This is a genomic window from Flavobacterium lindanitolerans, assembly GCF_002846575.1.
Taxonomy (GTDB): Bacteria; Bacteroidota; Bacteroidia; order Flavobacteriales; family Flavobacteriaceae; genus Flavobacterium; species Flavobacterium lindanitolerans.
Genome location: NZ_PJND01000010.1, coordinates 46,980 through 67,816 on the forward strand (window position 1 = coordinate 46,980; position 20,837 = coordinate 67,816).

The following is a 20,837-nucleotide window of genomic DNA, read 5'->3' on the forward strand; positions in this document are numbered from 1 at the left end:
TATTGGGATAAAACAAAAAAATAATGAGAAAAATAATTTATTCACTGGCATTTGCAGCATTGTTATGGAGTTGCAAACCTTCCGAAAATGTAGTATCAGTAACTGCAAAAAATGAAGTACAGGTAGAAATCGACCTTAACGGTATCAAAGACGATAAAGTAATGGTTACGGTTTTACCGCCAGCGATTAAATCCGAAAAAATAACGTACCATATCCCTAAAATAATACCGGGAACTTATTCTGAAGACGATTACGGTAAATTTTTAGAAAACGTAAAAGCCTATGACGCCAAAGGCAATTCATTGGTAGTTGCTAAAATAGATGACAATTCATGGACTATCAGTGATGCAAAAAAACTTGCAAAACTTACCTATTGGGTAAATGACACTTATGATGTTGAAGGAACACACGATATTTTTTCTCCGGCAGGCAGCAATATTGAAGCGGGAAAAAACATCATGCTGAATACCCATGCCTTTGTGGGCTATTTCAAAGAATTTCTTGACACTCCATATCAGGTAAATATCGCGCATCCTGCGACACTTTGGGGAGCAACATCTATGACAGATACGGATGCTTCAGATACGAAAGACACTTTCACCGTCTCTAAATATTCCGAATTGGTTGAAAACCCGATTATGTATTCCAAACCGGATTATACTACTTTTACCGTAAACGGGATGGAAATACTGATTGCTGTTTATTCTCCAAACGGCATCGTTACCGCTGAAAGCATTACCCCGGAAATGAAAACCATGATGACTGCCCAAAAGAATTTCTTAGGCAAATTCAACTCGACAAAAAAATACAGTGTTCTTATCTATCTGTCTGACACATCCCGAAATGATGCCAAAGGCTTTGGAGCTTTGGAACACCCAACAGCAACAACGGTAGTAATGCCGGAAGCTATGCCAAAAGAACAGTTGGCTGAACAGTTTAAGGACGTTGTTTCGCATGAGTTCTTCCACATTGTAACACCGCTCACCATCCATTCTAAGGAAATCCAATTCTTTGATTACAACAAACCAAAGATGTCTGAACATTTATGGATGTATGAAGGCGTAACGGAATATTTTGCAAATCTTTTCCAGGTCAACCAGGATTTAATTACGGAAGACGAATTCTACGAAAGAATGGCTACCAAAATAGCTAACGCTTCAACTATGGATGACACGATGCCATTCACAAAAATGAGTTCAATGGTGTTGCAAAAACCATACAAAGACCAATACCAAAACGTTTATGAAAAAGGCGCCCTGATAGCCATGTGTCTTGACATACAGATTCGCGAAGACAGTAACGGACAAAGAGGCATTCTTGACCTGATGCAGAAGCTCTCAAATGAATATGGCACTAAAAAAGCTTTTGATGATTCCGAACTTTTTGACAAAATTGAATCCCTGACTTCTCCAACAGTAAGAAAGTTTCTTGACACTTATGTTGCCGGGCCAACTCCAATTCCTTATGATGTTTATTTTGCCAAAATGGGTGTCACAAAAGGAAAGACTACGGTTGCAGGAAATGCTTTTCTGAAAGGAATGGAACCTAATTTTTCAATCAATCCGGCTACAAAAGAAATTTTTATACTGCCAGGCAGCGGAAATATTGATTTCTACAAGAGCCTTGGCATAAAAGATGGCGATATACTTCTTGAAATCAACGGCACAAAATACAACCTTGACAATGTGTATGACATGATTATGGGTAGTCTGACGTGGAAAGAAAATGACCCTATCACGGCAAAAGTAAAACGCAACGGAAAGGAAATCCAATTAAAAGGAGTTATAAAACTTCCAAGTGAAGAAATCGAAGGATATCAGGCTACTGATGCAAGCAAGGCCAAACTAAGAGAAGCCTGGCTGAAAGGATAATCAATATTCCATAAAACTAATCCCCAATTTAAAATCTAAATTGGGGATTTTTTTATTATTTTGCCGCGAATTAAAATCAGGGGCTGTCAGATAATTGAAACCGCCCGCAAAAACACCAGCAACAATTATGAGAAAAATAGTGTTTGCTTTTGCAGCATTAGCAATGATTTCCTGTAAGGAAGAAAAGAAAGAAGGAAATCTCCATATCAAAGGAAATGTAGAAGGTCTGAAACAAGGCACGCTCTACATTCAAAAAATTGTAGATACGGCATTAGTTGCTGTTGATACGATTGTTATCAAAGGAAATTCGAACTTTGAAAGCCATCTGACTATCGATTCTCCGGAAATGCTTTACCTGTTTTTGGACAGAGGTGAAACCAACAGCATCGATAACAATCTGATGTTTTTTGCCGAACCCGGAAATATGACAATCGACACTAGGCTGGATTCTTTTTTTGCTGCCGCAAAAATAACAGGTTCTGAAAATCAAAAACTGTTTGAAGAGTATCGAAAAATTATGTCAAGATACAAAAACACGCAATTGAGCCTTACAGAAGAGAAGTTAAGAGCCCTGCAATTCAACAGAGATGTATCTTCTGATTTTGACAAGAAAAACAGCGATAATCTGAAAAGAAAATATCTGATGGCCATCAACTTTGCCTTGAACAATAAAGACCATGATATAGCTCCTTATATTGCCTTAGCCGACATTTATAATGCCAATATTAAATATTTGGACACTATTGACAAATCCATGTCACCAAAAGTAGCTCAATCCAAATACGGAAAAATGCTTACGAAGTTTGTAGCCGACAGAAAACAGGCAGAACAGAAGCAGTAATAAAAAAACGCCTTGAAAATTCAAGGCGTTTTTTTATGATAATTCCAAATCTTTATAAAACAAAAAAACCATCCGAAAGGATGGTTTTTCTTATTGAGCCGATAGAGGGACTCGAACCCACGACCTGCTGATTACAAATCAGCTGCTCTAGCCAGCTGAGCTACACCGGCATCTCAATACGGGTGCAAATATAGTTCTGAATTTTAATTTTCCAAAAAAAATCTGCACTTTTTTTATCTTTTTTTAGACTATAAAGCGTTTATTTTAGCAACCAATTGATTAGCAGTTTGTTCTAATTCTGCATTGATTTGCTTGAAATGTGCTTTTTTGTTTTCTACATTTTTAGCATTCACTTTTGCGATCAAAGAATCAAAAGCAACAATTGCTTCATCAATCAAAGCTTCAGAAGCTTCAGTTGGTTTTCCTGTTGTAGACATTTCCCAGATGTATACTGCTTCAATAATGTCTCCCAATACGTAATTGATGTCTTTCTTTAAATTCCTAACGTTTGCCATTTTTTTAAATTTTAATTTGCGTCTGCAAAATTAAGCATAATCTTTCTATTTGAGGCTATTAAATATAAATTTCTAAAAGTACCGCCTCACCTTCTAAACGATATTCCCGCATTGCGGCTGGCAATAATACTGTATTTCCTTTTTTATAATTCCATTCCATTCCATTGTACTTTATCGTAAAATTACCTTCCATACACATATACACAGTAAACGATTCTTGCTGCTTCTTTATTTCCACCTCACCATCAAGCGGAAAGTAATTGGTAATAAAATAAGGACATGTTACTACCGGATTACTTTTATTTTTTTCCTGTGTGTAGGTTCTTTCCGTATCTGTAGTATTATAATTGATGGCATCAAGCGCCAAGTCTATGTGAAGCTCTCTTGATTTTCCTTCGGCATCAACCCTATCCCAATCGTATACTCTATAGGTAATATCTGAAGTTTGCTGGATTTCCGCAATCACAATTCCGGCTCCAATGGCGTGGATTGTTCCTGTTTCTAAGAAAAAGACATCTCCTTTTTTTACTGGGACTTCCTGTAAGATTGACAATAGCGTCTTATCTTCCAGATTTTTCAAATACTCTTCCCTGCTTGACTTTTCTTTAAAACCTACTACAATCCTGGCATTCTCATCTGCCTGCATCACATACCACATTTCTGTTTTTCCGAAAGAATTATGGCGCTTTTTGGCAAGCTCATCATTGGGATGCACCTGAATTGAAAGGTCTTCTTTGGCATCAATAAATTTAAACAGTAAAGGGAATTCTGTCCCGAATTTCTTATGCACTGCCTCACCCAGAATTTCTTCCGGAAACTGTGAAATCAAGTCCGAAAGTAATTTTCCCTGATATTCTCCTTCTGCAATGCGGCTGATGTCTCCCGCCACTGTGGATAATTCCCAACTTTCGCCTGTACTATCTGACTGTATTGGCTTATTAAAAACGGTTTTAAGTTTTGTCCCGCCCCAGATTCGTTCTTTTAGTATTGGTTCGAAAACCAGCGGGTATAGTTGTAGACTCATATTTTTTTGAAAACAAATTACAGAAATTTACAATCTGGCTTGTACCATTATTTCTGAAATAACTTATATGATTTTTAGTTGGCGCTTTCTCCTTTATAACTTACGAAATTTCGCGGCGTTTCATAAAGAATAACTTCCAGATCCTTATCGGCTTCTATCCTTTTTCTGATCTTATTCCAAATAACAACAGCAATATTTTCGGCTGTCGGGTTCAAATCTGAAAATTCAGGCACATCCAGATTCAGGTTTTTATGGTCAAAAGGTCTTTCAACCTCTTCGAGAATAATATCGGCCAAATCCTTGATATCAATCACATAGCCCGTATCAGGATTGATTTTTCCTGTCACGCTAACAATCAATTCATAATTATGGCCGTGAAAATTAGGATTGTTGCATTTCCCAAAAACCAAATCGTTTTTCTCATCCGACCAGTCTTTGCGATACAGGCGGTGTGCGGCATTAAAATGGGCTTTTCTACTGACAGTTACTCTCATTTTTGATTTGTGGTTTTTGATTTTCGACTTTCAACTTACGACTTTAAAACTTACGACTTTAAGACTTTATGACTTTATGACTTTATGACTCTCAACTTCACAACTTATGCTCTTCTAAAAAGTGATAAAATTCATCAAAAATAATCTTGAACCATACCGTATATTTTTCCGGATGCAGCTGCATGTCCTCCTTGATTGCATCAATATCCATCCATTTCCAATCTTCCACTTCTTCCGGATTGATGACTGGTTCACCATCAAAATAGCCAACCATTACATGATCCAATTCATGTTCTGTCAATCCATTATCAAAAGGCGCTTTATAGATAAAATGAAACAGTTCTTTCAGCTCTGTTGAAAACCCCATTTCCTCCATAAGTCGGCGGTTTCCTGCCTGAATATTGCTTTCACCTTCACGCTGATGGCTACAACAGGTGTTAGTCCACAGCAATGGTGAATGGTATTTTTGTGAAGCACGCTGCTGGAGCATTACTTCATTTTTTGAATTCAGTATAAAAATTGAAAAGGCCCTGTGAAGTTCTGCCTTTTCATGAGCTTCCAGCTTTGGCATCAATCCAATCTGCTCATCGCGCTCATTAACCAATATTACTTTTTCTTCTGTCATAATTTTGTGTACTTTACAAAAATACAAAAAAGAAACGTCCTTGTGAAATCAATAATTATTAGAGCTTTTTCAATAGTCATGTGATTTTGAATATATTTGAAATAAAAACAATTACATATGAAACAAAGACTGTTTATCTACACAGTATTTTTGGTATTCTCAAATAATATCTTTGCTCATAAAGATATTTTTTTTGTAAAAACTTATGGTAATGTCAAAATTTACCTGAAAACTGGTTTTGAATATTCCGAAATCGAAAAAATGAAGGTTATAGGAGTACTGTCTGAAAAACTGTCAAAAAAACTCAATTGTAAGGATACTTTATTAATCGAATACGTGAACGATTATGCAGAACGTTTCCCAGAAGAAATTTATTCGTTTGAAAACAACAATACAAACCTTAAATTCATTAATGATGAAAGGAACGATTTTAGATCTGCCGCATATATCCAAGCGCAACAGGGATATTATGATACAGATGAAATAGATTTAAAGGAAAAAAATTATGGAATCTCTCTAAGAATAAATGCAGATAAAATTGATATTGGGCAAGTATTAAAACTAGTTGAGTATTCAATCCGAAACCGAAAATCCTTAAAACTTAAATTAGAGAAAAAACAAATTACCTTGCCCGATTGGGACAATGATAGTACGTATGTTTATTCTGCCAATATTATCCCAAAAAAATTGTTTAATCTGATTACTTCAGGCAAATCTGATTTTGCAGAGGAAATAATAAAAGAAAAAACAAAAATAGAGACGGAAATGTATTCCAAAATTGATATTTATTGGAGTAACAATGAGTTTCTATTTGAGATAGGATCTCATTATAGTTCAAAAAAACGCCTATTTAAAATCAAAGATTATTACTATTATACTTATATTAATCCGATGTCATTACTGGTATTTGTAGATAAAGAGAATTTCTACTACTTACATAATGAAAATATTTCAGAAACATTAATTCATATAGACAATGGGACTTTTTGGCCATTTCAAGTTATTAGCAGATTTGGCAAACAGCTAATTCTTTTTAATAATTTTAATAAAATAAACCTGTTTTTAATCGATAAGAACAAGGTCATATCTGAGTTTGAGTGATTATTTTGGTCATTTAAAAGCATACTTTAAAATGAGAAACACTCTTATCATTATTGTTTTCTTGACATTTACAAATGTTTGGTCACAAGAGAAAACAGAAAACGTTGATTCGTTAAGAACAAAAAGTATTGAACTCGTTAGAAATATATTTTGGATGCATCCTCCCAGATATCAAAAATGGGTAAATGATTATGAAGATTTATACACTTTTGACCAAAAAGCAGAGCTTACTGCTCTGATTGATAATTTTGAAAAAGAAACTTCTTTCGAGATAGCAATTGTCACAATTGATACGATAATAGTTACAGAAGATAAATTTGAAGATCTATCGCTACATATCGCTAAAACTTGGGGCGTTGGAAAGCGCTTTAAGGACAATGGAATCTTAATTGCTATTTCAAAAGGATATAGGCGAATAAGGATACAAAACGGAAATGGAACTGAAATATTATTTACAAACGAAGAAACACAATTGGTTATTGACAACTATTTTATCCCTTATTTCAAAAAAGAAGAATATTTCTATGGAACATTACTGGGCATAAAAGAAATAACGCGAATTTTAAAAAGCAAAATGTAATACCAACTTAACAAAAAACGTTTAATAAAGAACAGGCAAAGCATACCTTAACCACCTCGTATGAAATCATATAAATTTGAAATCTTTACTTCGTTTTTAGAAAAAAACATACGGGAAGGAATATACAAACCGGGACATAAACTACCTTCGGTACGTGAATTAAAAGACAAATACCAGCTAAGCACCAATTCTGTTCAAAACGGTTATGAATACCTTATCATTCAGGGATTGGTTGAAAGCGTGCCCAAATCAGGATATTATGTGAATCGTCAATTTGGCAAATCTCACGAGCCCGTTAAAACAAACCGTTCGCCCATAATCAGGGATGCTTTCTTTGAAAACAGCCTTGCCTCCATTACATCTTTACGGAAAGGACGAAAACTTTCAGAATTTAATGTTGCCGCTCCCGGTGACCTCCTGATTCCACAAAAACTACTATTGCGCACTATGCAGCAGGTCGTAAGAGAACAGGGAGCAAATCTGTTACGGTATTATCCTTCTAACGGACTGCCAGATTTAAAAGACGCAATTGCCAGGCGTGCTGCCGGATACCAAACCCTTCTCAATCCTGATGAATTGATTGTCACAGACGGCGCATTACAGGCACTGTATATTGCGTTGGCTTCTGTATGTACTGCCGACGATGTAGTTGCTGTGGAAAGCCCATGTGTCTTTTCTATATTGGAAGTAATCCGGGTACTCCACCTAAAAGTTATAGAAATTCCAATAGATAGAGATAGTGGTTTTGACGTAGACTTTCTTAGAAAAGCATGTGCAAAAAACAAGGTAAGCGCCGTGCTGCTAACGCCTAATTTCCATAATCCTACAGGTATCCTGCTGACAGATGAGAAAAAAAAGGCGGTGCTTTCTGTGGCGCAGGATTATGAAATTGCAGTTATCGAAAATGATATTTATGGTGACCTTAACTTTAATGGAACCCGGCCAACTACAATTAAAAGTTATGATGACAGCGGACTTGTTATGACCTATTCTTCCTATGCCAAGACTCTTGCTCCCGGTATCAGGCTCGGGTGGCTGTCGGCAGGAAAATTTACCCAAAAAGCAGAACAGATCAAATTTTCTCTGGGCAGCACCGTATCTCCAGTCTATCAGGAAACAGTCAACCGTTTGCTGTCTACAAGCAGTTATGAAAGACATCTTAAGGCATTCCGGAAGCAATTGGCAAAAAATGCCAATCTTACTTTACACCTGCTTAATGAAAACTTCCCGAGAGGCACTTCTATCACAGTTCCTGACGGCGGTTACTCTATTTGGGTAAAAATGCCGGAAGCCACAAACATGGATTATTTTTATACCCAATGTGATAAAATTGGTGTACGATTTACACCCGGTATACTTTTTCGTTTTCAGATACTTTTTCCAGTTATTTCAGAATCGTATTTGCCGATGCCTATACGCCAAAAAGAATTGAAGCCATAAGGCAGGTCGGACAACTTATCCGCTGATCTGTACCGACAATTGTTTCCGATTGTGTACCGATATAAATCTCAAAACCCTCTCTAATTTTGCATATTTACCAACAGAAAGAGAGATGGAAATCACTACAAAATTCACAATCGCCACAGAGCAAGGCAGAAGCTTACTGGCAACGTTAGCTAAAGAAATAGCAACGGAAAAATTCACATCACTAATAGAGCCGCAACAGCTCGAAGATTATATCGAAAAGAAATTCAATGACAAAAACCTGATTGCTGAAATGAACAGCATGTCTAACCAATGGCTTGTTGTTTATATAAGAGATACGCCCGTGGGATATGCCTGTATTACATCAAACGGCAGAAAACCTAAAAATCAGGAAGAGGCACGAATAATGAGAATTGCAGATTTTGGAATACTCAAAAAGTACAACGATACACTCATCAGGCAATCACTTCTCGAAAAATGTCTGGCTATCGGTAAATCTTATGACGGACTGTGGATTCATGAATATAAAGAAAATCCTTTGGTTGCTTTTTTTGAATCCGAAGGATTTGTGATGCAGGATGAGACTTGTCAGCATGAGGAACTTCCGTTGTCATCTGTATTTTTGGTAAAGAATAAACACAGCTAAGAAAGTGTAGGCAAATTATACAGATAAAACAGTAAATTGCCGCCATGAAAATTTATTCAGCAATACAAATTGGAGATTATCATTTCAACAATTGTGAAGATGCTCTTTATATAGGAAAATTCGGGAGAGACAAATTAATCTGTGCAGTTATGGATGGCTGTACAACGGCTATAGAAAGTCAGTTTGCTTCCCTGTTAGTATGCAAAATACTAAAGAAAATTATAATTGAGAAAGGATATAAAGACATGGTTGATAAAAGTGAAGCTACTATGTCTTTAGAACAGCATTTGAAATCTATACTAAAAGATCTGTTTTCAGAACTTAAAATAATTAAAAATCAATTATTATTAGACGCTAAAGAGCTGCTGACCACGTTGATTATCATGATTGTAGATAAAAATTCAGATCAGGGAATTGTTCTTACTATTGGTGATGGCTTTGTAAATATCAATGGAAAAGTAACGGAATACGAGCAAGACAATAAACCTGATTATTTAGGATTTCATATTTCCGAAGACTTTGAAAAATTCTACAGTCTACAAAATCAAAAAATTGTGTTTGATAAGATCAGCGATATAAGCATCGCAACAGATGGTATTTTTTCATTCACAAAAGTCCAAAAATCGACCGAAGAAATGGATGTGATTGATTTTTTATCACAAAATAAAGAGGGTAATGAAACTGAGGATATGCTAAACCTAAAACTCAAAATTTTGAAGAATGACTTTGGACTAAAACCAACCGATGATTTTTCTATGATACGGATTTTAAATAGTTAAGACCTAAACAATGTAAATTATCCAATTTTTTAATATTAATTGTATTATTCTTTTTTTCTAGTGTAGCGAATCAATTCAATTATTTCTGCAGATTCTTCTTTATAATCTTTTGAGTTTATATATAATTTATCTTGTTCAACTGTAAATTTATAAGTCCTGACTAATTTTGGATAATTTAACGTTATACTATCACCCTTGACTTTATAATTAAAATATTTTTTTTCTAATGGATTTGTGTAAGTGACAAATCCTTTATTTCTAGGTTGAAATACTAACTCTACTGAAATATCATCCCATTTTCCTTCCCATTTTCCCATAAAAGTATTAGCCTCATTCTTTTTAGACAATGAAGAAGAACATGAAATCATAATCAATGATATTACACCTATCAATCCAATTGCTTTTTTGAACATCATATCTTTTTTCATAACAAACAATCTAACTTTAAAAACAAATATAGCATATAATACAAACTATGTAATTTCAGAAATAACACAGATTTCAAATAATTTGTATTTTGCGTTAAGATAAAACAAACCATGAAAAAGATTCTTAAACCAGTAATTATTACAATCGGAATTTTGTTAATCTGTGGCTTCTTTTTACGCGGAAAAATTTCACATAAAAAATTTGATTCTGATAAATGGAAAAATTCAGATCTTAATTCAGAAGAAAATTGGAGTTTACGCTGAGATATGATGAATAGTATAAGAAACAATCACGACTTAGTCGGAATGCAAAAAAACGAGATCATCAGCTTGCTTGGAAAACCAGATGACAGCATTTCTGGAAAAGAAAATCAAATGTATTATTATCTGGGTTTTAGCCATCAAGGAATTAATACGGGCGCCTTATATATAGATTTAAACAATAAAGGAATCGCAACAAAAATTAGTGTTATACAAGGATAAAACATTTATGCAGTTAAACTATATACTCCAACAAAAGCTCTATCTTATAGTCGCTATTATTTTAGCCATTTTCTGTCTCACTATCGATTTTAATTCATTAGGATTAAACAAAACAGTTGGAATGGCTTATGATATAGATAGTATTGCTAAAATAATCTGCCTCGTTTCTCTGATATTATCTTTTATTGGCTATTCTATTTTGTCATCATTGAGCTATCAAATCCAAAAAGTTTTATCATTACTCTATCTAAGCGATATCTTGCTTGCTATTATCTTAAGCTATACAAAACAATATGAAATTTCAATTGTTTTTGGTCTTATGTTAATAATGGTTTCTTGCATCAATATAATCCGTTCACTAAAAAATAAAACAAATAGTTGAAGTAAAAAAAGTATTATTATTCAATGCGTCTATGAAATTTATAAATAAAAAGTTAGTCCTAATTTCAATCATTTCTGTTTTACTGATAATAGGCGTCTACATTTTTTCACATCCAATAATAGCGAAACTAGCTACTGGAACAGCACGAATCATTGGTTCACAAACTAAAGCAGACATCTACATCAATGGCAAAAAGGATGCAAAAGCTAAACTTTTTGTATCCGCATCCAATTTTGAAGAAAATCAAAAACATGATTTTCTTATACTTTATTTGAGAGATACTGATAAATTTTCAGATTTCCCTGTAGTAGTTATTGATAAAGAAAAAGCATCTGTAAACCGCCCAAATGCCAGTAAAAAAGATTATGACATTGTTCTAGGCCAATTGATTCAAAGTGAATCTGGTGCTCATACTATATTTTCCATTCAAGAGAAAATAAAAGGCTCTGAACAAAATCCGGATATAGTAATGACTCGAAAACAGATCAAATTTGTCATTACAGCTGAAAACCAAACACAACAAATAATCATAAACTTTCCTCAATAAAAACCGGGCCAAGCCTTTAAAACATTATCCAACAGAATTTAAGACCTGCTTTTATCGATTCCGATCGGTTTTTTTTGCAAAAATTTGCGTAGTCAAATGACTTCATATATATTTGTAGTCAAATAACTTCATATGAATCTAAGACGAGACGTATTTCAGGCCATAGCAGATCCTACCCGTAGGGCCATACTGCTACTATTATCAACCCAATCGATGACTGCCGGAGCCATCGCTTCCAATTTTGATACGGCACGGCCTACGGTATCAAAACATTTGCAGATACTCACGGAGTGTGAATTACTTAACCAGGAGCAGAATGGCAGGGAAATGTATTACCATCTTAATCCGAACAAGCTAAAAGAAATAGCCGACTTTATCGAGCCATTCCAAAAAATGTGGGATGACAGGTTCAATAAACTGGAAGACATTATGAAAACTTATCAATCAAAAAAATAAGAAATGGAACGAAAAACAAAAATCAATGCTGAAGAAGGCAAACAGGAATTACAGATTATCCGGGAATTTGACCTGCCTCTGGAACTGCTTTTCAAAGCCTATGAAGAAGCAGATATCGTAGCAAAATGGATGGGAACGAAAGTAGTAAAGCTTGAAAACAAAAAGCATGGCAGCTACCAGTTCGAAACATCAGACGCTCAAGGAAATGTAGTCTTTCGGTCTAATGGAACTATCCATGAATTCATTCCGAATCACAAAATCACCCGCACCTTTGAAATGGAAAATACCCCTTTCCCTGTACAACTTGAATATCTGGAATTTGAAAAACTGACTGATACTACCAGTAAACTTACTATGCATGTTGTCTACAAATCTGTGGCTGTAAGAAATCAGATATTGCAGCTTCCTTTTGCACAGGGTATCAATATGGCTCATAACCGACTTCAAGACGTAGTTTCCAATTTAAAATAACAGAACATGGAAAAGAGAAATAAAATTATTTACTGGATTTCAACACTATGGCTGGCATTAGGAATGGTTTCTACAGGAATTGTACAATTATCAGGCGTAAAGGAAGAAACTGAAATGATGGCCCATCTGGGTTATCCTGCTTACTTTTTGACCATCATAGGCGTCTGGAAAATTTTGGGTGTTATTGCCGTACTTATTCCTAAATTTACAATACTAAAGGAATGGGCCTATGCAGGTTTCTTTTTCGCCATGTCGGGAGCAATCTTTTCTCACCTTGCGGCTCATGACCCCGTAAAAGATATTTTTCCTGCTTTATTGTTACTGGTACTTACCTTGGTATCCTGGTACTTTAGGCCGGCCAATAGAAAAACAATTACCGTCACATCGTAAAAAATCAAGATATGGATAAAAAGAAATTATCAGCATCACAAAGCGAGACACTAATGGGTATATTAAGAACCCGTTTTGAGAAAAACGCAAACCGCCACAAAGGTTTGAAATGGTCCGACATACAGGCAAAATTAGAAGCCAATCCTGAGAAACTTTGGTCGTTAGACGAAATGGAAGAAACCGGCGGCGAACCTGACGTGGTAGGGTTTGATAAAAAAACCGGCGAATATATTTTTTATGACTGCACACCGGAAAGTCCAAAAGGCCGCCGAAGCATTTGCTATGACCCGCAAGCTTTAGAATCCAGAAAAGAGCACAAACCAAAAGACAGCGCCATAGCTATGGCAGATGCTATGGGAATCGAAATACTTACAGAAGAACAATATCGCGAACTTCAAAAACTGGGAGAGTTTGACCTCAAAACATCAAGCTGGGTAAAAACACCTACAGAAATCAGAAAACGTGGCGGCGCTCTCTTTTGTGACAGACGCTACGATACCGTTTTCCTCTATCATAATGGTGCCGAATCGTATTATGCAGCCAGAGGATTCAGGGGGTGTTTAAAGGTATAAAAACTTGTTTTTGATAAAGTTGGGTTGGTACCTCAGCAAAATATTTTATAACTTCGTTAAAACCAGAATTTTTGTTTCTACCAACATAAAACAAGAACAATGAATACATCAGAACTTATTACCCTATTTCACAATAACCATATTGAATTGGCTAATTATGTGAATGCACTACCGGACGACCAATTTCTCTATAGCAAAAATGGCAAATGGACAGCCGGACAACAGCTTAGCCATGTCTATCTTTGCCTGTTGCCTATTTCAAAGGCATTGGCTTCTAAAGAATTCCTTATTCAAAAATTTGGAAAAATCGAACGTCCGCTTTGGGACTATGATACCGTACTGGCCAATTACAAAGTAGCTCTTGCCAATGGCGGAAAAGCTCCTGAAAAATTCCTGCCGGAAGCTGTACAGCCGGAAGCCAAAAAAGAATTAACTGAAGAACTGCAGCAGATTTTGGATTCCATCCAACAACAATTAAGCGGGTATTCTGAAGAAGAACTGGATACGATTGTTATGCCGCATCCTTTATTGGGTATTATGACCGTTCGCGAAATGTTTTATCTCATGGCCTACCATGCTATTCACCACCTGAGACAGACAGAACAAAATCTTCCAGCTTAAAACATCAAAAATATGTTTACAGAAACGCAAATCAAACATGCCCATAGCAAAGTAAAATCAGGGGCAGACTTCCCAGCCTACATACAAGAAATCAAATCTCTGGGTGTAATCTCTTACGATGTATATGTTGCAGACGGTCATTCCGAATATCATGGAACCAATGAGTATGAAATTACAACTACAGCAAAATATGAAAATCTGTTTATAGCAGACAGCTGCGATACAATATCCTTTAAAGCAGGCTTAAAATCACACCAACAAGGCCAAACCGATTACAATGCTTTTATAGCCATGAGTGCAAAGTGCGGTATTGAAAAATGGGTGGTCGATACGCAGAAAATGTCCTGTAGTTATTATGACAAAACCGGAAATGAAATATTGGTAGAACAGATACCCAATAGCAAATAAGAAACCACAAAGCCGAAGCCAACACTTTGGCTTTTTTATTGCCTGATAAACCGGACGTTTAAACAAAGTAAGTTCGGACGTTTGAACAAAGTTCTCCTGCACTAACCATCATAATTTTGTCTCAACATAAATCATTAAATTTTATAAAAATGAGACAGAACAATTATCAGGGAGCATTGCAACAGCCAATCGGTTCAGGATTTGGCGCAACCTCTACAGCATCCGAAGTTATTAAGGGTATCGACCTTACAGGAAAAATCGCAATCGTAACGGGCGGCAACACAGGGATTGGACTTGAAACTGCGAAAGTACTGGCTGGCGCAGGAGCCACCGTAATTATCCCGGCAAGAGATATTGAAAAAGCAAAAAGAAATCTGGAAGGAATATCGAATATAGAGTTGGAAGCAATGGATTTGATGGATGCCACTTCTATTGATGCTTTTGCTGAAAGATTTTTGGCTTCCGGAAGGCCATTACACTTGCTTATCCATAATGCAGGAATCATGTGGGTACCGCTGCGTTGGGACAATCGCGGTTATGAATCGCAACTGGCTACCAACTATCTCGCCCAATTTCAATTGACGGCCAGACTTTGGCCGACTCTTAAAAAAGCGCATGGTGCCCGGGTTGTAAATGTTTCTTCACAAGGTCACCAATTCGGAACTTTTGATTTTGACGACCCAAATTTTTTAAATCGTGAATATGAAACCCTGCTAAGTTATGGGCAATCCAAAACAGCCAGTAATTTATTTGCACTGGAACTCGATGAACGTGGCAAAGCATTTGGCATAAGAGCCTATTCGCTCCATCCGGGTTCCATAAATGGAACAGAATTGGCGAGAGAAGCACCCTTAGAATTATTCCAGAAACTAGGTTATTGTGATGCCAACGGAGTCCTATTTCCCGAAGTAGCTGCAGCATTAAAAACCATTCCGCAAGGAGCAGCCACAACTGTTTGGTGTGCTACAAGCCCAATGCTCAACACAATTGGAGGCGTATATTGCGAAGATTGCGATATAGCAGATTTAGCGTCGGAAGAAAGAATAACAAAAGGCGTCAGACCTTATTCTGTTGATGAATCCAACGCCAAACGATTATGGACACTCAGTGAAACGATGACCGGCATTCCTTTCAATGCAGCAGAGTAACAGTCCTAATTACGTTATAAAATGCACAATTCTTTTTATTTTTGTACAACATCGCCATCACAGGCAATACGGCTTCCTATGGAATATCAGGCAAAATACATTACAGACGATATCAAACTTTCCTGTTATGAGGATAAGTTTTTCAAATCGGATATTATGTTTGACCATCATATGCTGGTTTGGTTTATCTCCGGCGAAACCAAAATCGTACAGGCTGATGCAACTTACTATTTCAAAAAAGGCGATATCTTTCTGATTCCAAGAAATCAGCTGGCCACCATTATCAATTATCCAAAAGACGGACAGCCACACAGAACAGTGGTAATGCATTTGTCTACCGAAAAACTGCGTGATTTTTATACCGGACTGCCTATTCAGCCAAAAGCGGTAGCATCTCAAAAAATACACAGTTACAGCAATCATCCGCTACTTGAAAGCTGTCTGGCCTCGCTACTTCCTTATTTTGGCATGGAAACACTACCCGAAGATATTGCTTCATTAAAAATCAAGGAAGCCATAAGCATATTACGCACGATAGACAAAGGAATTGATGATGTACTCGCCAACTTTGAAGAGCCCGGAAAAATTGACCTGGCCGGTTATATGGAAAAGAATTTCATGTTTAATCTTCCGTTAGAAAAATTCGGATACCTGACCGGTCGCAGCCTCACTACTTTCAAACGTGATTTTAGCAAGGCATTCCATACCACGCCACAACGTTGGCTTACGCAAAAACGATTGGAACTGGCACATTACCAATTCATCGAAAAGAAAAAAAAGCCTATCGATGTGTGCTATGAAGTCGGCTTTGAGAATCTGTCGCATTTTTCGCATGCCTTTAAAAAACAGTTTGGCTATTCGCCAACCGAGTTAACAAAACGGCAAAATGCCTGATATTTCTTTACAGGCTCTCTAAAAACTTCCTGTAATCAGGTACGCTCTTTTCAATCCACTCGTCAGTAGCATTGAGTTCTATTCCGTAATAGGCAAAAAAGTAGCGGTAATCTGCTTTGATGTATTCAAAAGTCAGTTCAAAAGGAGTCGTCAGCTCTCGCAAAGTATATTTGTATTTGCCGTCGGCTCTATATTCTTCTTCGTCTACTCCTACAGATAGCACCATTGCTATTTTCTTACCACCCATCTTATAACCGCTTTTACTTCCATAGGCCCAACCATGCGTCAGCACTTCATCCAACCATTTTTTAAACAACGGCGGACAATTGAACCAATAAAACGGAAACTGAAATACGATTTTATCATAGGATTCTATCAGTTTTTGCTCTTTGGCAACATCAATTTTTTCATCGGGATAAGTATCATACAAACGATGTATAAAATAGTGGTCAGGATATTTTTCTAATTCTTCAATCCATCTTTTATTGATTACAGATTCTTGTAGGTTTGGATGTATGACTACGACTAATGTTTTCATTTTTATATTTCCTGAGTTGTAAAACTGACACAAAAGTAAAGCACTACACTTAATTCTGTATATTAGCAACCCATTGTAGGATACTATCAAAAAGGTAAGTAATGAGTAAAATAAAGGAAACTTCAACCAACTTCGAAAACAAAAAGCTATTGCAAGACGAGTGTCTGGAAGTATATGCTTCCGGAATCATTGGAGGACAATGGACTTTAGCAATATGCTGTTATCTGATTAACGGAAAATTGAGATTCGGAGAATTAAAAAAATGCATGCCAACCATCACAGAACGTATGCTGACCTTACAATTGCGCAAACTCGAAAAGAATAAAATCATCACCCGCACTGTTTATGCAGAAGTTCCACCACGGGTCGAATATGAGTTAACTGCTATTGGCTATCAGCTACACACTATAATTGGAGAACTTGAAGATTGGGGAAGAAAACACAAAGAACTGATGAAACAATAAGCCGTTTCCTTTTTATTATATTTATTCCTTCTATACCCAATCGAAAATTAAAACACAATGGCAGCAACCTTTTTTGCAACACAGGCTGAATTTAGAAAATGGCTCGAAAAGCACCATAAAAACGAAACCGAGCTTCTGGTCGGTTTCTATAAATTAGACAGCGGAAAGCCATCCATGACCTGGTCAGAATCTGTTGACCAGGCACTCTGTTTTGGATGGATAGACGGAGTACGCAGGTCTATCGACAAAGAAAGTTACTCTATCCGTTTTACACCACGAAAAAAGACCAGCAACTGGAGCGCCATCAACATCAAAAAGATGGAAGAACTTACCAAAGCCGGACTGATGACCGAAGCGGGACAAAAGGCTTTCATTGAAAGAAAAGAAAGCAGGTCAAAGATTTATTCCTATGAAAATGAACCCGTACTTCTGTCCGCCGAATATGAAAGTCAATTTAGAAAGAACACTGCCGCCTGGGATTTTTTTATGAAACAAGCTCCATCCTATAAAAAACTAACCATTCATTGGATTATGGATGCCAAACAGGAAAAAACCAGACAATCCCGACTTGAAAAAGCAATCCGCGAAAGCGAACAGCAAAAAAGAGTTTAACAAAAACTGAATTTTACATAATTGATTTCCCCAGCAAAAGCAACCCTTCACAACTTTTTTCACTATTTCCTATAATTTTTTCGCAACTATTTATTGCACAGTTCTAAAATATGTATTTACTTTGAATTACAAAGTACTTTATTAAAGTCTAAAGTCTAAAGTCTAAAGTCTAAAGTCTAAAGTCTAAAATCAAATCTAAAATCTCTCTTTATGAATAATGTATCATCTCACACAGATTCTTCCGCTTTAAAAAGAAGAATTTTAATTGGCGGAGGAATCGCCACTGCCTTAATACTTTTTTTCCTGATAACCTCAGGCGAACCCAATCCGGAATGGGGAAAATTCTGGAGAATTAAACCACTTATAATTGTCCCATTGGCAGGCGCTTTTGGTGGCGGATTATTCCATTATGCCAATCAGTTTATCGGTGGTGAGAAAATCTGGACAAGAATCGCAGCTTTCTTAATTGGTGCTATTGCTTTTATTATCACCCTTTGGATGGGTACCGTATTAGGATTAAATGGTACGTATTGGAACTAATTCACGAATCGACCAGCTAAACAACCTTAAAATTAATATCAAAATGGCAACAAAATCATTTAATAATATCACTACCCTATCTGTGATAATAACTTTCATGGCAGTAGTGCTTGGGCTTATTGGCGTTGTGATTTCCGAAATTTATCCGGGTTTTATTATCTTATTTCTTTTGATGCTGATTGCAATTGGTTCAAAGTGGTATGCTAAGAAAAACAGCGACAAGCATAATAACTTTCAGGGGAATTATTATACAATCCTAACTGTTCTTAACCTGTTGATAATTCTTGTGACTTTATGGATGACATTCGTAATCACCCATGACCGTATTCTTCAGGATAGCTGATTTATGGAAATTATATCTACCGAAAGTTAGCTTTTCAAAAACTTTGCGGCTCTGCGTCTTTGCGTGAAACAATTGCTCGCAAAGACGCAGAGTCGCAAAAATTAAGGCTGAAACTCTTTGTCTTCCAAAACAGAAGCGGCGTATTTTATCCAAAGCTCATTTGGGATGGTGCTGTCAATAAAATAATCCGGCTGTATTCCTATACCGTCAATGGCCATGCCCGGTATTCTATAGCTCTTAGAAAGGCAGTAGCCCAATTGGAATTTCTCATCCGGTGATTTCACAAAATTCATGTTTGAAATATCCAACACTCCAAAAGTACTTGTTCCAAAAAGCTTTACCTTTTTGCTCTGCTTGGCCGCCATCAAAAACTGTTCGTCTGTACTTCCGTTAGCCTCATTGGCGATGATAGCTACCTGTTGCGGAAAAGGCAATACAGCATCCATCTTCTGTATATGCACTTTGTCACCTCCGTTCAGATTCACAAATTTTCCAAGATTGTCGTTAAGTAAAGTAAGTGCAGCGTTTACCTGCATTCTGCTTTTTTCAGACAAATCCGGCATAGACAAGTAGCTTTCCATTCTTTTGTTGTTTAACGGTGTAGACAAAAGCTCCATACCTACAATGCGTATCGGATTGGTATACAAATAAGGGATAATATTCGCATAGCTGTCGTCATCACCACCGGTTCCGTTACGAATATCGATTATCAGGTTTTTAGTACTCTTGATTTCTTTTTCATGAGCCGAAAGCACACTGTCAATTACTTTCTTTTGTTCGCCGCCAAAAGAAGGAATTCGCAAGTATAAGGTTTCCTCAGAAAGCTTTTCCATAAAAGGCTTGCCCGTACTCATTGCTTTTGCATACAGTTGTATGTCTGCATTTTCAGGAAACGTAGGATATTCTCGTTGTAATTGAATTGCAGGTGCCAATTTTATAGCATTTTTACCAACCCAATCCATCTTTTTGAATTTTAAAGGCGAAAAATCTCCCATATAAAAAACACCGGAACCATCTTCATTTATTTCCATTTTTACCTGCTGTGGTTTCCATGCCACATTGCCCGATTCCAGAATAACTCCTTTATAGCCTTTATCTTTTTTAACAATACCAATTTTATAGGCCCCTACTTTCCAGATTCCCACTAAATCCTTAGCGTCTTTTGTTGGTTTGCTTCGCAGCTCTTTTTCCTTTACAGCCAGTACAGGCCATTGTTTGACATTAGCCGACTGTTGCGTAGTTGCTGTTGCCAAAGCCATAACTCCAAAGTGTCCTTTCCTGAAAAACTTCAACCATTCATTCAGCACCTCCGCACATTCATGGCTTTCTGTTATCGTCTTTACTTTTTGTAAAAAAACAGCATTGTGTTTTTCATACATATCCATTCCTTTTTGCTGGATGGCATAATCAAAACCCGCATCGTTTTTTTCAAAGGTTTCTTTTACCCATTTAAAAGTTTCGGAACAGTCGCAGGTTGTCTGGGCTTTTGCGGTAAAAGCTGCAAAAAGTAAAAAGGAAAACAACGAAATTTTTTGGAGAGTAAGTTTCATAAAAGTTAAAGGTTAAATTGCGATTTCTGGTTTAGTTTAAAATCAGATGCAATTTAAAAATTAATTGAATGTCTGTAACTTATTGTTAA

The 20,837-nt window shown here is 36.5% G+C and carries 29 protein-coding genes and 1 tRNA gene; 22 read left to right on the forward strand and 8 right to left on the reverse strand.

Going from position 1 to position 20,837, the window contains the following annotated elements:
* Positions 1–23: 23 nt before the first annotated feature.
* Positions 24–1,871, forward strand: coding sequence for a M61 family metallopeptidase (locus B0G92_RS14335; protein WP_101472742.1), 1,848 nt, complete (start codon positions 24–26; stop codon positions 1,869–1,871).
* Positions 1,872–1,998: 127 nt separating this feature from the next.
* Positions 1,999–2,712 (forward strand): DUF4369 domain-containing protein, encoded by a 714-nt coding sequence (locus B0G92_RS14340; RefSeq protein ID WP_056069073.1) that lies wholly within the window; start codon positions 1,999–2,001, stop codon positions 2,710–2,712.
* 96 nt (positions 2,713–2,808) lie between these two features.
* Here B0G92_RS14340 and B0G92_RS14345 read toward each other — a convergent pair.
* From B0G92_RS14345 to idi, 5 genes are all read right to left on the reverse strand, one after another.
* Positions 2,809–2,882: transfer RNA gene (locus B0G92_RS14345), tRNA-Thr, on the reverse strand.
* 78 nt (positions 2,883–2,960) lie between these two features.
* Positions 2,961–3,227 (reverse strand): hypothetical protein, encoded by a 267-nt coding sequence (locus tag B0G92_RS14350; protein ID WP_056068555.1) that lies wholly within the window; start codon positions 3,225–3,227, stop codon positions 2,961–2,963.
* Positions 3,228–3,285: 58 nt separating this feature from the next.
* The gene (locus B0G92_RS14355; RefSeq protein WP_101472743.1) at positions 3,286–4,251 is read right to left on the reverse strand and encodes a type I phosphomannose isomerase catalytic subunit; all 966 of its coding nucleotides are present in this window, start codon (positions 4,249–4,251) and stop codon (positions 3,286–3,288) included.
* 74 nt (positions 4,252–4,325) lie between these two features.
* Positions 4,326–4,745 (reverse strand): 6-pyruvoyl trahydropterin synthase family protein, encoded by a 420-nt coding sequence (locus B0G92_RS14360; protein ID WP_101472744.1) that lies wholly within the window; start codon positions 4,743–4,745, stop codon positions 4,326–4,328.
* Between the two features lie 97 nt (positions 4,746–4,842).
* A complete protein-coding gene (gene idi, locus B0G92_RS14365; protein WP_101472745.1) occupies positions 4,843–5,370 on the reverse strand; it encodes an isopentenyl-diphosphate Delta-isomerase in 528 nt (175 codons plus the stop codon).
* 117 nt (positions 5,371–5,487) lie between these two features.
* Between idi and B0G92_RS14370 the strand changes: the two genes are divergently transcribed.
* From B0G92_RS14370 to B0G92_RS14390, 5 genes are all read left to right on the forward strand, one after another.
* Positions 5,488–6,471, forward strand: a complete 984-nt coding sequence (locus tag B0G92_RS14370; RefSeq protein WP_101472746.1) for a hypothetical protein — start codon at positions 5,488–5,490, stop codon at positions 6,469–6,471.
* Positions 6,472–6,502: 31 nt separating this feature from the next.
* Positions 6,503–7,051 (forward strand): TPM domain-containing protein, encoded by a 549-nt coding sequence (locus B0G92_RS14375; protein WP_101472747.1) that lies wholly within the window; start codon positions 6,503–6,505, stop codon positions 7,049–7,051.
* A gap of 60 nt (positions 7,052–7,111) precedes the next feature.
* Positions 7,112–8,491, forward strand: a complete 1,380-nt coding sequence (locus B0G92_RS14380) for an aminotransferase-like domain-containing protein (protein WP_245867893.1) — start codon at positions 7,112–7,114, stop codon at positions 8,489–8,491.
* A 112-nt stretch (positions 8,492–8,603) separates the two neighbouring features.
* Positions 8,604–9,122 (forward strand): N-acetyltransferase, encoded by a 519-nt coding sequence (locus tag B0G92_RS14385; protein ID WP_101472748.1) that lies wholly within the window; start codon positions 8,604–8,606, stop codon positions 9,120–9,122.
* A gap of 44 nt (positions 9,123–9,166) precedes the next feature.
* The gene (locus tag B0G92_RS14390; RefSeq protein ID WP_101472749.1) at positions 9,167–9,901 is read left to right on the forward strand and encodes a protein phosphatase 2C domain-containing protein; all 735 of its coding nucleotides are present in this window, start codon (positions 9,167–9,169) and stop codon (positions 9,899–9,901) included.
* Between the two features lie 44 nt (positions 9,902–9,945).
* Here B0G92_RS14390 and B0G92_RS14395 read toward each other — a convergent pair whose 3' ends face one another.
* Positions 9,946–10,329 carry a hypothetical protein gene (locus B0G92_RS14395; RefSeq protein WP_101472750.1) on the reverse strand — a complete coding sequence of 128 codons (384 nt, stop codon included), beginning with the start codon at positions 10,327–10,329 and terminating at the stop codon, positions 9,946–9,948.
* Positions 10,330–10,635: 306 nt separating this feature from the next.
* On the opposite strand from B0G92_RS14395, the gene B0G92_RS16815 reads away from it, so the two are divergent.
* From B0G92_RS16815 to B0G92_RS14445, 11 genes are all read left to right on the forward strand, one after another.
* The gene (locus B0G92_RS16815) at positions 10,636–10,812 is read left to right on the forward strand and encodes a hypothetical protein (protein WP_245867895.1); all 177 of its coding nucleotides are present in this window, start codon (positions 10,636–10,638) and stop codon (positions 10,810–10,812) included.
* Between the two features lie 7 nt (positions 10,813–10,819).
* Entirely contained in the window at positions 10,820–11,194 is a 375-nt protein-coding gene (locus B0G92_RS16630; RefSeq protein WP_143395051.1) for a hypothetical protein, read from the forward strand.
* A gap of 31 nt (positions 11,195–11,225) precedes the next feature.
* Complete coding sequence (locus B0G92_RS14405; RefSeq protein WP_101472751.1) at positions 11,226–11,741, forward strand: hypothetical protein; 516 nt, start codon at positions 11,226–11,228, stop codon at positions 11,739–11,741.
* Between the two features lie 132 nt (positions 11,742–11,873).
* Entirely contained in the window at positions 11,874–12,197 is a 324-nt protein-coding gene (locus B0G92_RS14410; RefSeq protein ID WP_101472752.1) for an ArsR/SmtB family transcription factor, read from the forward strand.
* A 3-nt stretch (positions 12,198–12,200) separates the two neighbouring features.
* Positions 12,201–12,668 (forward strand): SRPBCC family protein, encoded by a 468-nt coding sequence (locus B0G92_RS14415; RefSeq protein ID WP_101472753.1) that lies wholly within the window; start codon positions 12,201–12,203, stop codon positions 12,666–12,668.
* 6 nt (positions 12,669–12,674) lie between these two features.
* Entirely contained in the window at positions 12,675–13,058 is a 384-nt protein-coding gene (locus tag B0G92_RS14420; protein WP_101472754.1) for a DoxX family protein, read from the forward strand.
* A gap of 11 nt (positions 13,059–13,069) precedes the next feature.
* Positions 13,070–13,630, forward strand: coding sequence for a DUF4256 domain-containing protein (locus B0G92_RS14425; RefSeq protein WP_056068574.1), 561 nt, complete (start codon positions 13,070–13,072; stop codon positions 13,628–13,630).
* Between the two features lie 99 nt (positions 13,631–13,729).
* Positions 13,730–14,251, forward strand: a complete 522-nt coding sequence (locus B0G92_RS14430) for a DinB family protein (protein WP_101472755.1) — start codon at positions 13,730–13,732, stop codon at positions 14,249–14,251.
* 12 nt (positions 14,252–14,263) lie between these two features.
* On the forward strand, positions 14,264–14,659 hold the full coding sequence (locus B0G92_RS14435) for a DUF1398 domain-containing protein (protein WP_101472756.1): 396 nt from the start codon (positions 14,264–14,266) through the stop codon (positions 14,657–14,659).
* Between the two features lie 149 nt (positions 14,660–14,808).
* On the forward strand, positions 14,809–15,807 hold the full coding sequence (locus B0G92_RS14440; RefSeq protein ID WP_101472757.1) for an SDR family NAD(P)-dependent oxidoreductase: 999 nt from the start codon (positions 14,809–14,811) through the stop codon (positions 15,805–15,807).
* A gap of 78 nt (positions 15,808–15,885) precedes the next feature.
* Entirely contained in the window at positions 15,886–16,701 is an 816-nt protein-coding gene (locus tag B0G92_RS14445; RefSeq protein WP_101472758.1) for an AraC family transcriptional regulator, read from the forward strand.
* 7 nt (positions 16,702–16,708) lie between these two features.
* Here B0G92_RS14445 and B0G92_RS14450 read toward each other — a convergent pair whose 3' ends face one another.
* Positions 16,709–17,239 carry an NAD(P)H-dependent oxidoreductase gene (locus tag B0G92_RS14450; RefSeq protein WP_101472759.1) on the reverse strand — a complete coding sequence of 177 codons (531 nt, stop codon included), beginning with the start codon at positions 17,237–17,239 and terminating at the stop codon, positions 16,709–16,711.
* 101 nt (positions 17,240–17,340) lie between these two features.
* On the opposite strand from B0G92_RS14450, the gene B0G92_RS14455 reads away from it, so the two are divergent.
* From B0G92_RS14455 to B0G92_RS14470, 4 genes are all read left to right on the forward strand, one after another.
* Positions 17,341–17,703 carry a winged helix-turn-helix transcriptional regulator gene (locus tag B0G92_RS14455; RefSeq protein WP_101472760.1) on the forward strand — a complete coding sequence of 121 codons (363 nt, stop codon included), beginning with the start codon at positions 17,341–17,343 and terminating at the stop codon, positions 17,701–17,703.
* Between the two features lie 57 nt (positions 17,704–17,760).
* Complete coding sequence (locus tag B0G92_RS14460) at positions 17,761–18,315, forward strand: YdeI/OmpD-associated family protein (RefSeq protein WP_101472761.1); 555 nt, start codon at positions 17,761–17,763, stop codon at positions 18,313–18,315.
* Between the two features lie 210 nt (positions 18,316–18,525).
* Entirely contained in the window at positions 18,526–18,855 is a 330-nt protein-coding gene (locus B0G92_RS14465) for a potassium transporter KefB (protein WP_101472762.1), read from the forward strand.
* A gap of 43 nt (positions 18,856–18,898) precedes the next feature.
* Positions 18,899–19,198, forward strand: coding sequence for a hypothetical protein (locus B0G92_RS14470; protein ID WP_101472899.1), 300 nt, complete (start codon positions 18,899–18,901; stop codon positions 19,196–19,198).
* A 101-nt stretch (positions 19,199–19,299) separates the two neighbouring features.
* Here the strand turns inward: B0G92_RS14470 and B0G92_RS14475 are convergent, their stop codons facing one another.
* On the reverse strand, positions 19,300–20,748 hold the full coding sequence (locus B0G92_RS14475; protein WP_101472763.1) for a S41 family peptidase: 1,449 nt from the start codon (positions 20,746–20,748) through the stop codon (positions 19,300–19,302).
* Positions 20,749–20,837: the final 89 nt, after the last annotated feature.

Coding starts and splice junctions, on each gene's coding strand:
- B0G92_RS14425 (WP_056068574.1), top strand. CDS start 13,070: ATGGATAAAAAGAAATTATCAGCATCACAAAGCGAGACACTAATGGGT.
- idi (WP_101472745.1), bottom strand. CDS start 5,370: ATGACAGAAGAAAAAGTAATATTGGTTAATGAGCGCGATGAGCAGATT.
- B0G92_RS14420 (WP_101472754.1), top strand. CDS start 12,675: ATGGAAAAGAGAAATAAAATTATTTACTGGATTTCAACACTATGGCTG.
- B0G92_RS14380 (WP_245867893.1), top strand. CDS start 7,112: ATGAAATCATATAAATTTGAAATCTTTACTTCGTTTTTAGAAAAAAAC.
- B0G92_RS14350 (WP_056068555.1), bottom strand. CDS start 3,227: ATGGCAAACGTTAGGAATTTAAAGAAAGACATCAATTACGTATTGGGA.
- B0G92_RS14385 (WP_101472748.1), top strand. CDS start 8,604: ATGGAAATCACTACAAAATTCACAATCGCCACAGAGCAAGGCAGAAGC.
- B0G92_RS14445 (WP_101472758.1), top strand. CDS start 15,886: ATGGAATATCAGGCAAAATACATTACAGACGATATCAAACTTTCCTGT.
- B0G92_RS14405 (WP_101472751.1), top strand. CDS start 11,226: ATGAAATTTATAAATAAAAAGTTAGTCCTAATTTCAATCATTTCTGTT.
- B0G92_RS14450 (WP_101472759.1), bottom strand. CDS start 17,239: ATGAAAACATTAGTCGTAGTCATACATCCAAACCTACAAGAATCTGTA.
- B0G92_RS14335 (WP_101472742.1), top strand. CDS start 24: ATGAGAAAAATAATTTATTCACTGGCATTTGCAGCATTGTTATGGAGT.
- B0G92_RS14410 (WP_101472752.1), top strand. CDS start 11,874: ATGAATCTAAGACGAGACGTATTTCAGGCCATAGCAGATCCTACCCGT.
- B0G92_RS14395 (WP_101472750.1), bottom strand. CDS start 10,329: ATGAAAAAAGATATGATGTTCAAAAAAGCAATTGGATTGATAGGTGTA.
- B0G92_RS14355 (WP_101472743.1), bottom strand. CDS start 4,251: ATGAGTCTACAACTATACCCGCTGGTTTTCGAACCAATACTAAAAGAA.
- B0G92_RS14415 (WP_101472753.1), top strand. CDS start 12,201: ATGGAACGAAAAACAAAAATCAATGCTGAAGAAGGCAAACAGGAATTA.
- B0G92_RS14455 (WP_101472760.1), top strand. CDS start 17,341: ATGAGTAAAATAAAGGAAACTTCAACCAACTTCGAAAACAAAAAGCTA.
- B0G92_RS16630 (WP_143395051.1), top strand. CDS start 10,820: ATGCAGTTAAACTATATACTCCAACAAAAGCTCTATCTTATAGTCGCT.
- B0G92_RS14360 (WP_101472744.1), bottom strand. CDS start 4,745: ATGAGAGTAACTGTCAGTAGAAAAGCCCATTTTAATGCCGCACACCGC.
- B0G92_RS14375 (WP_101472747.1), top strand. CDS start 6,503: ATGAGAAACACTCTTATCATTATTGTTTTCTTGACATTTACAAATGTT.
- B0G92_RS14440 (WP_101472757.1), top strand. CDS start 14,809: ATGAGACAGAACAATTATCAGGGAGCATTGCAACAGCCAATCGGTTCA.
- B0G92_RS14475 (WP_101472763.1), bottom strand. CDS start 20,748: ATGAAACTTACTCTCCAAAAAATTTCGTTGTTTTCCTTTTTACTTTTT.
- B0G92_RS14340 (WP_056069073.1), top strand. CDS start 1,999: ATGAGAAAAATAGTGTTTGCTTTTGCAGCATTAGCAATGATTTCCTGT.
- B0G92_RS14460 (WP_101472761.1), top strand. CDS start 17,761: ATGGCAGCAACCTTTTTTGCAACACAGGCTGAATTTAGAAAATGGCTC.
- B0G92_RS16815 (WP_245867895.1), top strand. CDS start 10,636: ATGCAAAAAAACGAGATCATCAGCTTGCTTGGAAAACCAGATGACAGC.
- B0G92_RS14430 (WP_101472755.1), top strand. CDS start 13,730: ATGAATACATCAGAACTTATTACCCTATTTCACAATAACCATATTGAA.
- B0G92_RS14390 (WP_101472749.1), top strand. CDS start 9,167: ATGAAAATTTATTCAGCAATACAAATTGGAGATTATCATTTCAACAAT.
- B0G92_RS14470 (WP_101472899.1), top strand. CDS start 18,899: ATGGCAACAAAATCATTTAATAATATCACTACCCTATCTGTGATAATA.
- B0G92_RS14465 (WP_101472762.1), top strand. CDS start 18,526: ATGAATAATGTATCATCTCACACAGATTCTTCCGCTTTAAAAAGAAGA.
- B0G92_RS14370 (WP_101472746.1), top strand. CDS start 5,488: ATGAAACAAAGACTGTTTATCTACACAGTATTTTTGGTATTCTCAAAT.
- B0G92_RS14435 (WP_101472756.1), top strand. CDS start 14,264: ATGTTTACAGAAACGCAAATCAAACATGCCCATAGCAAAGTAAAATCA.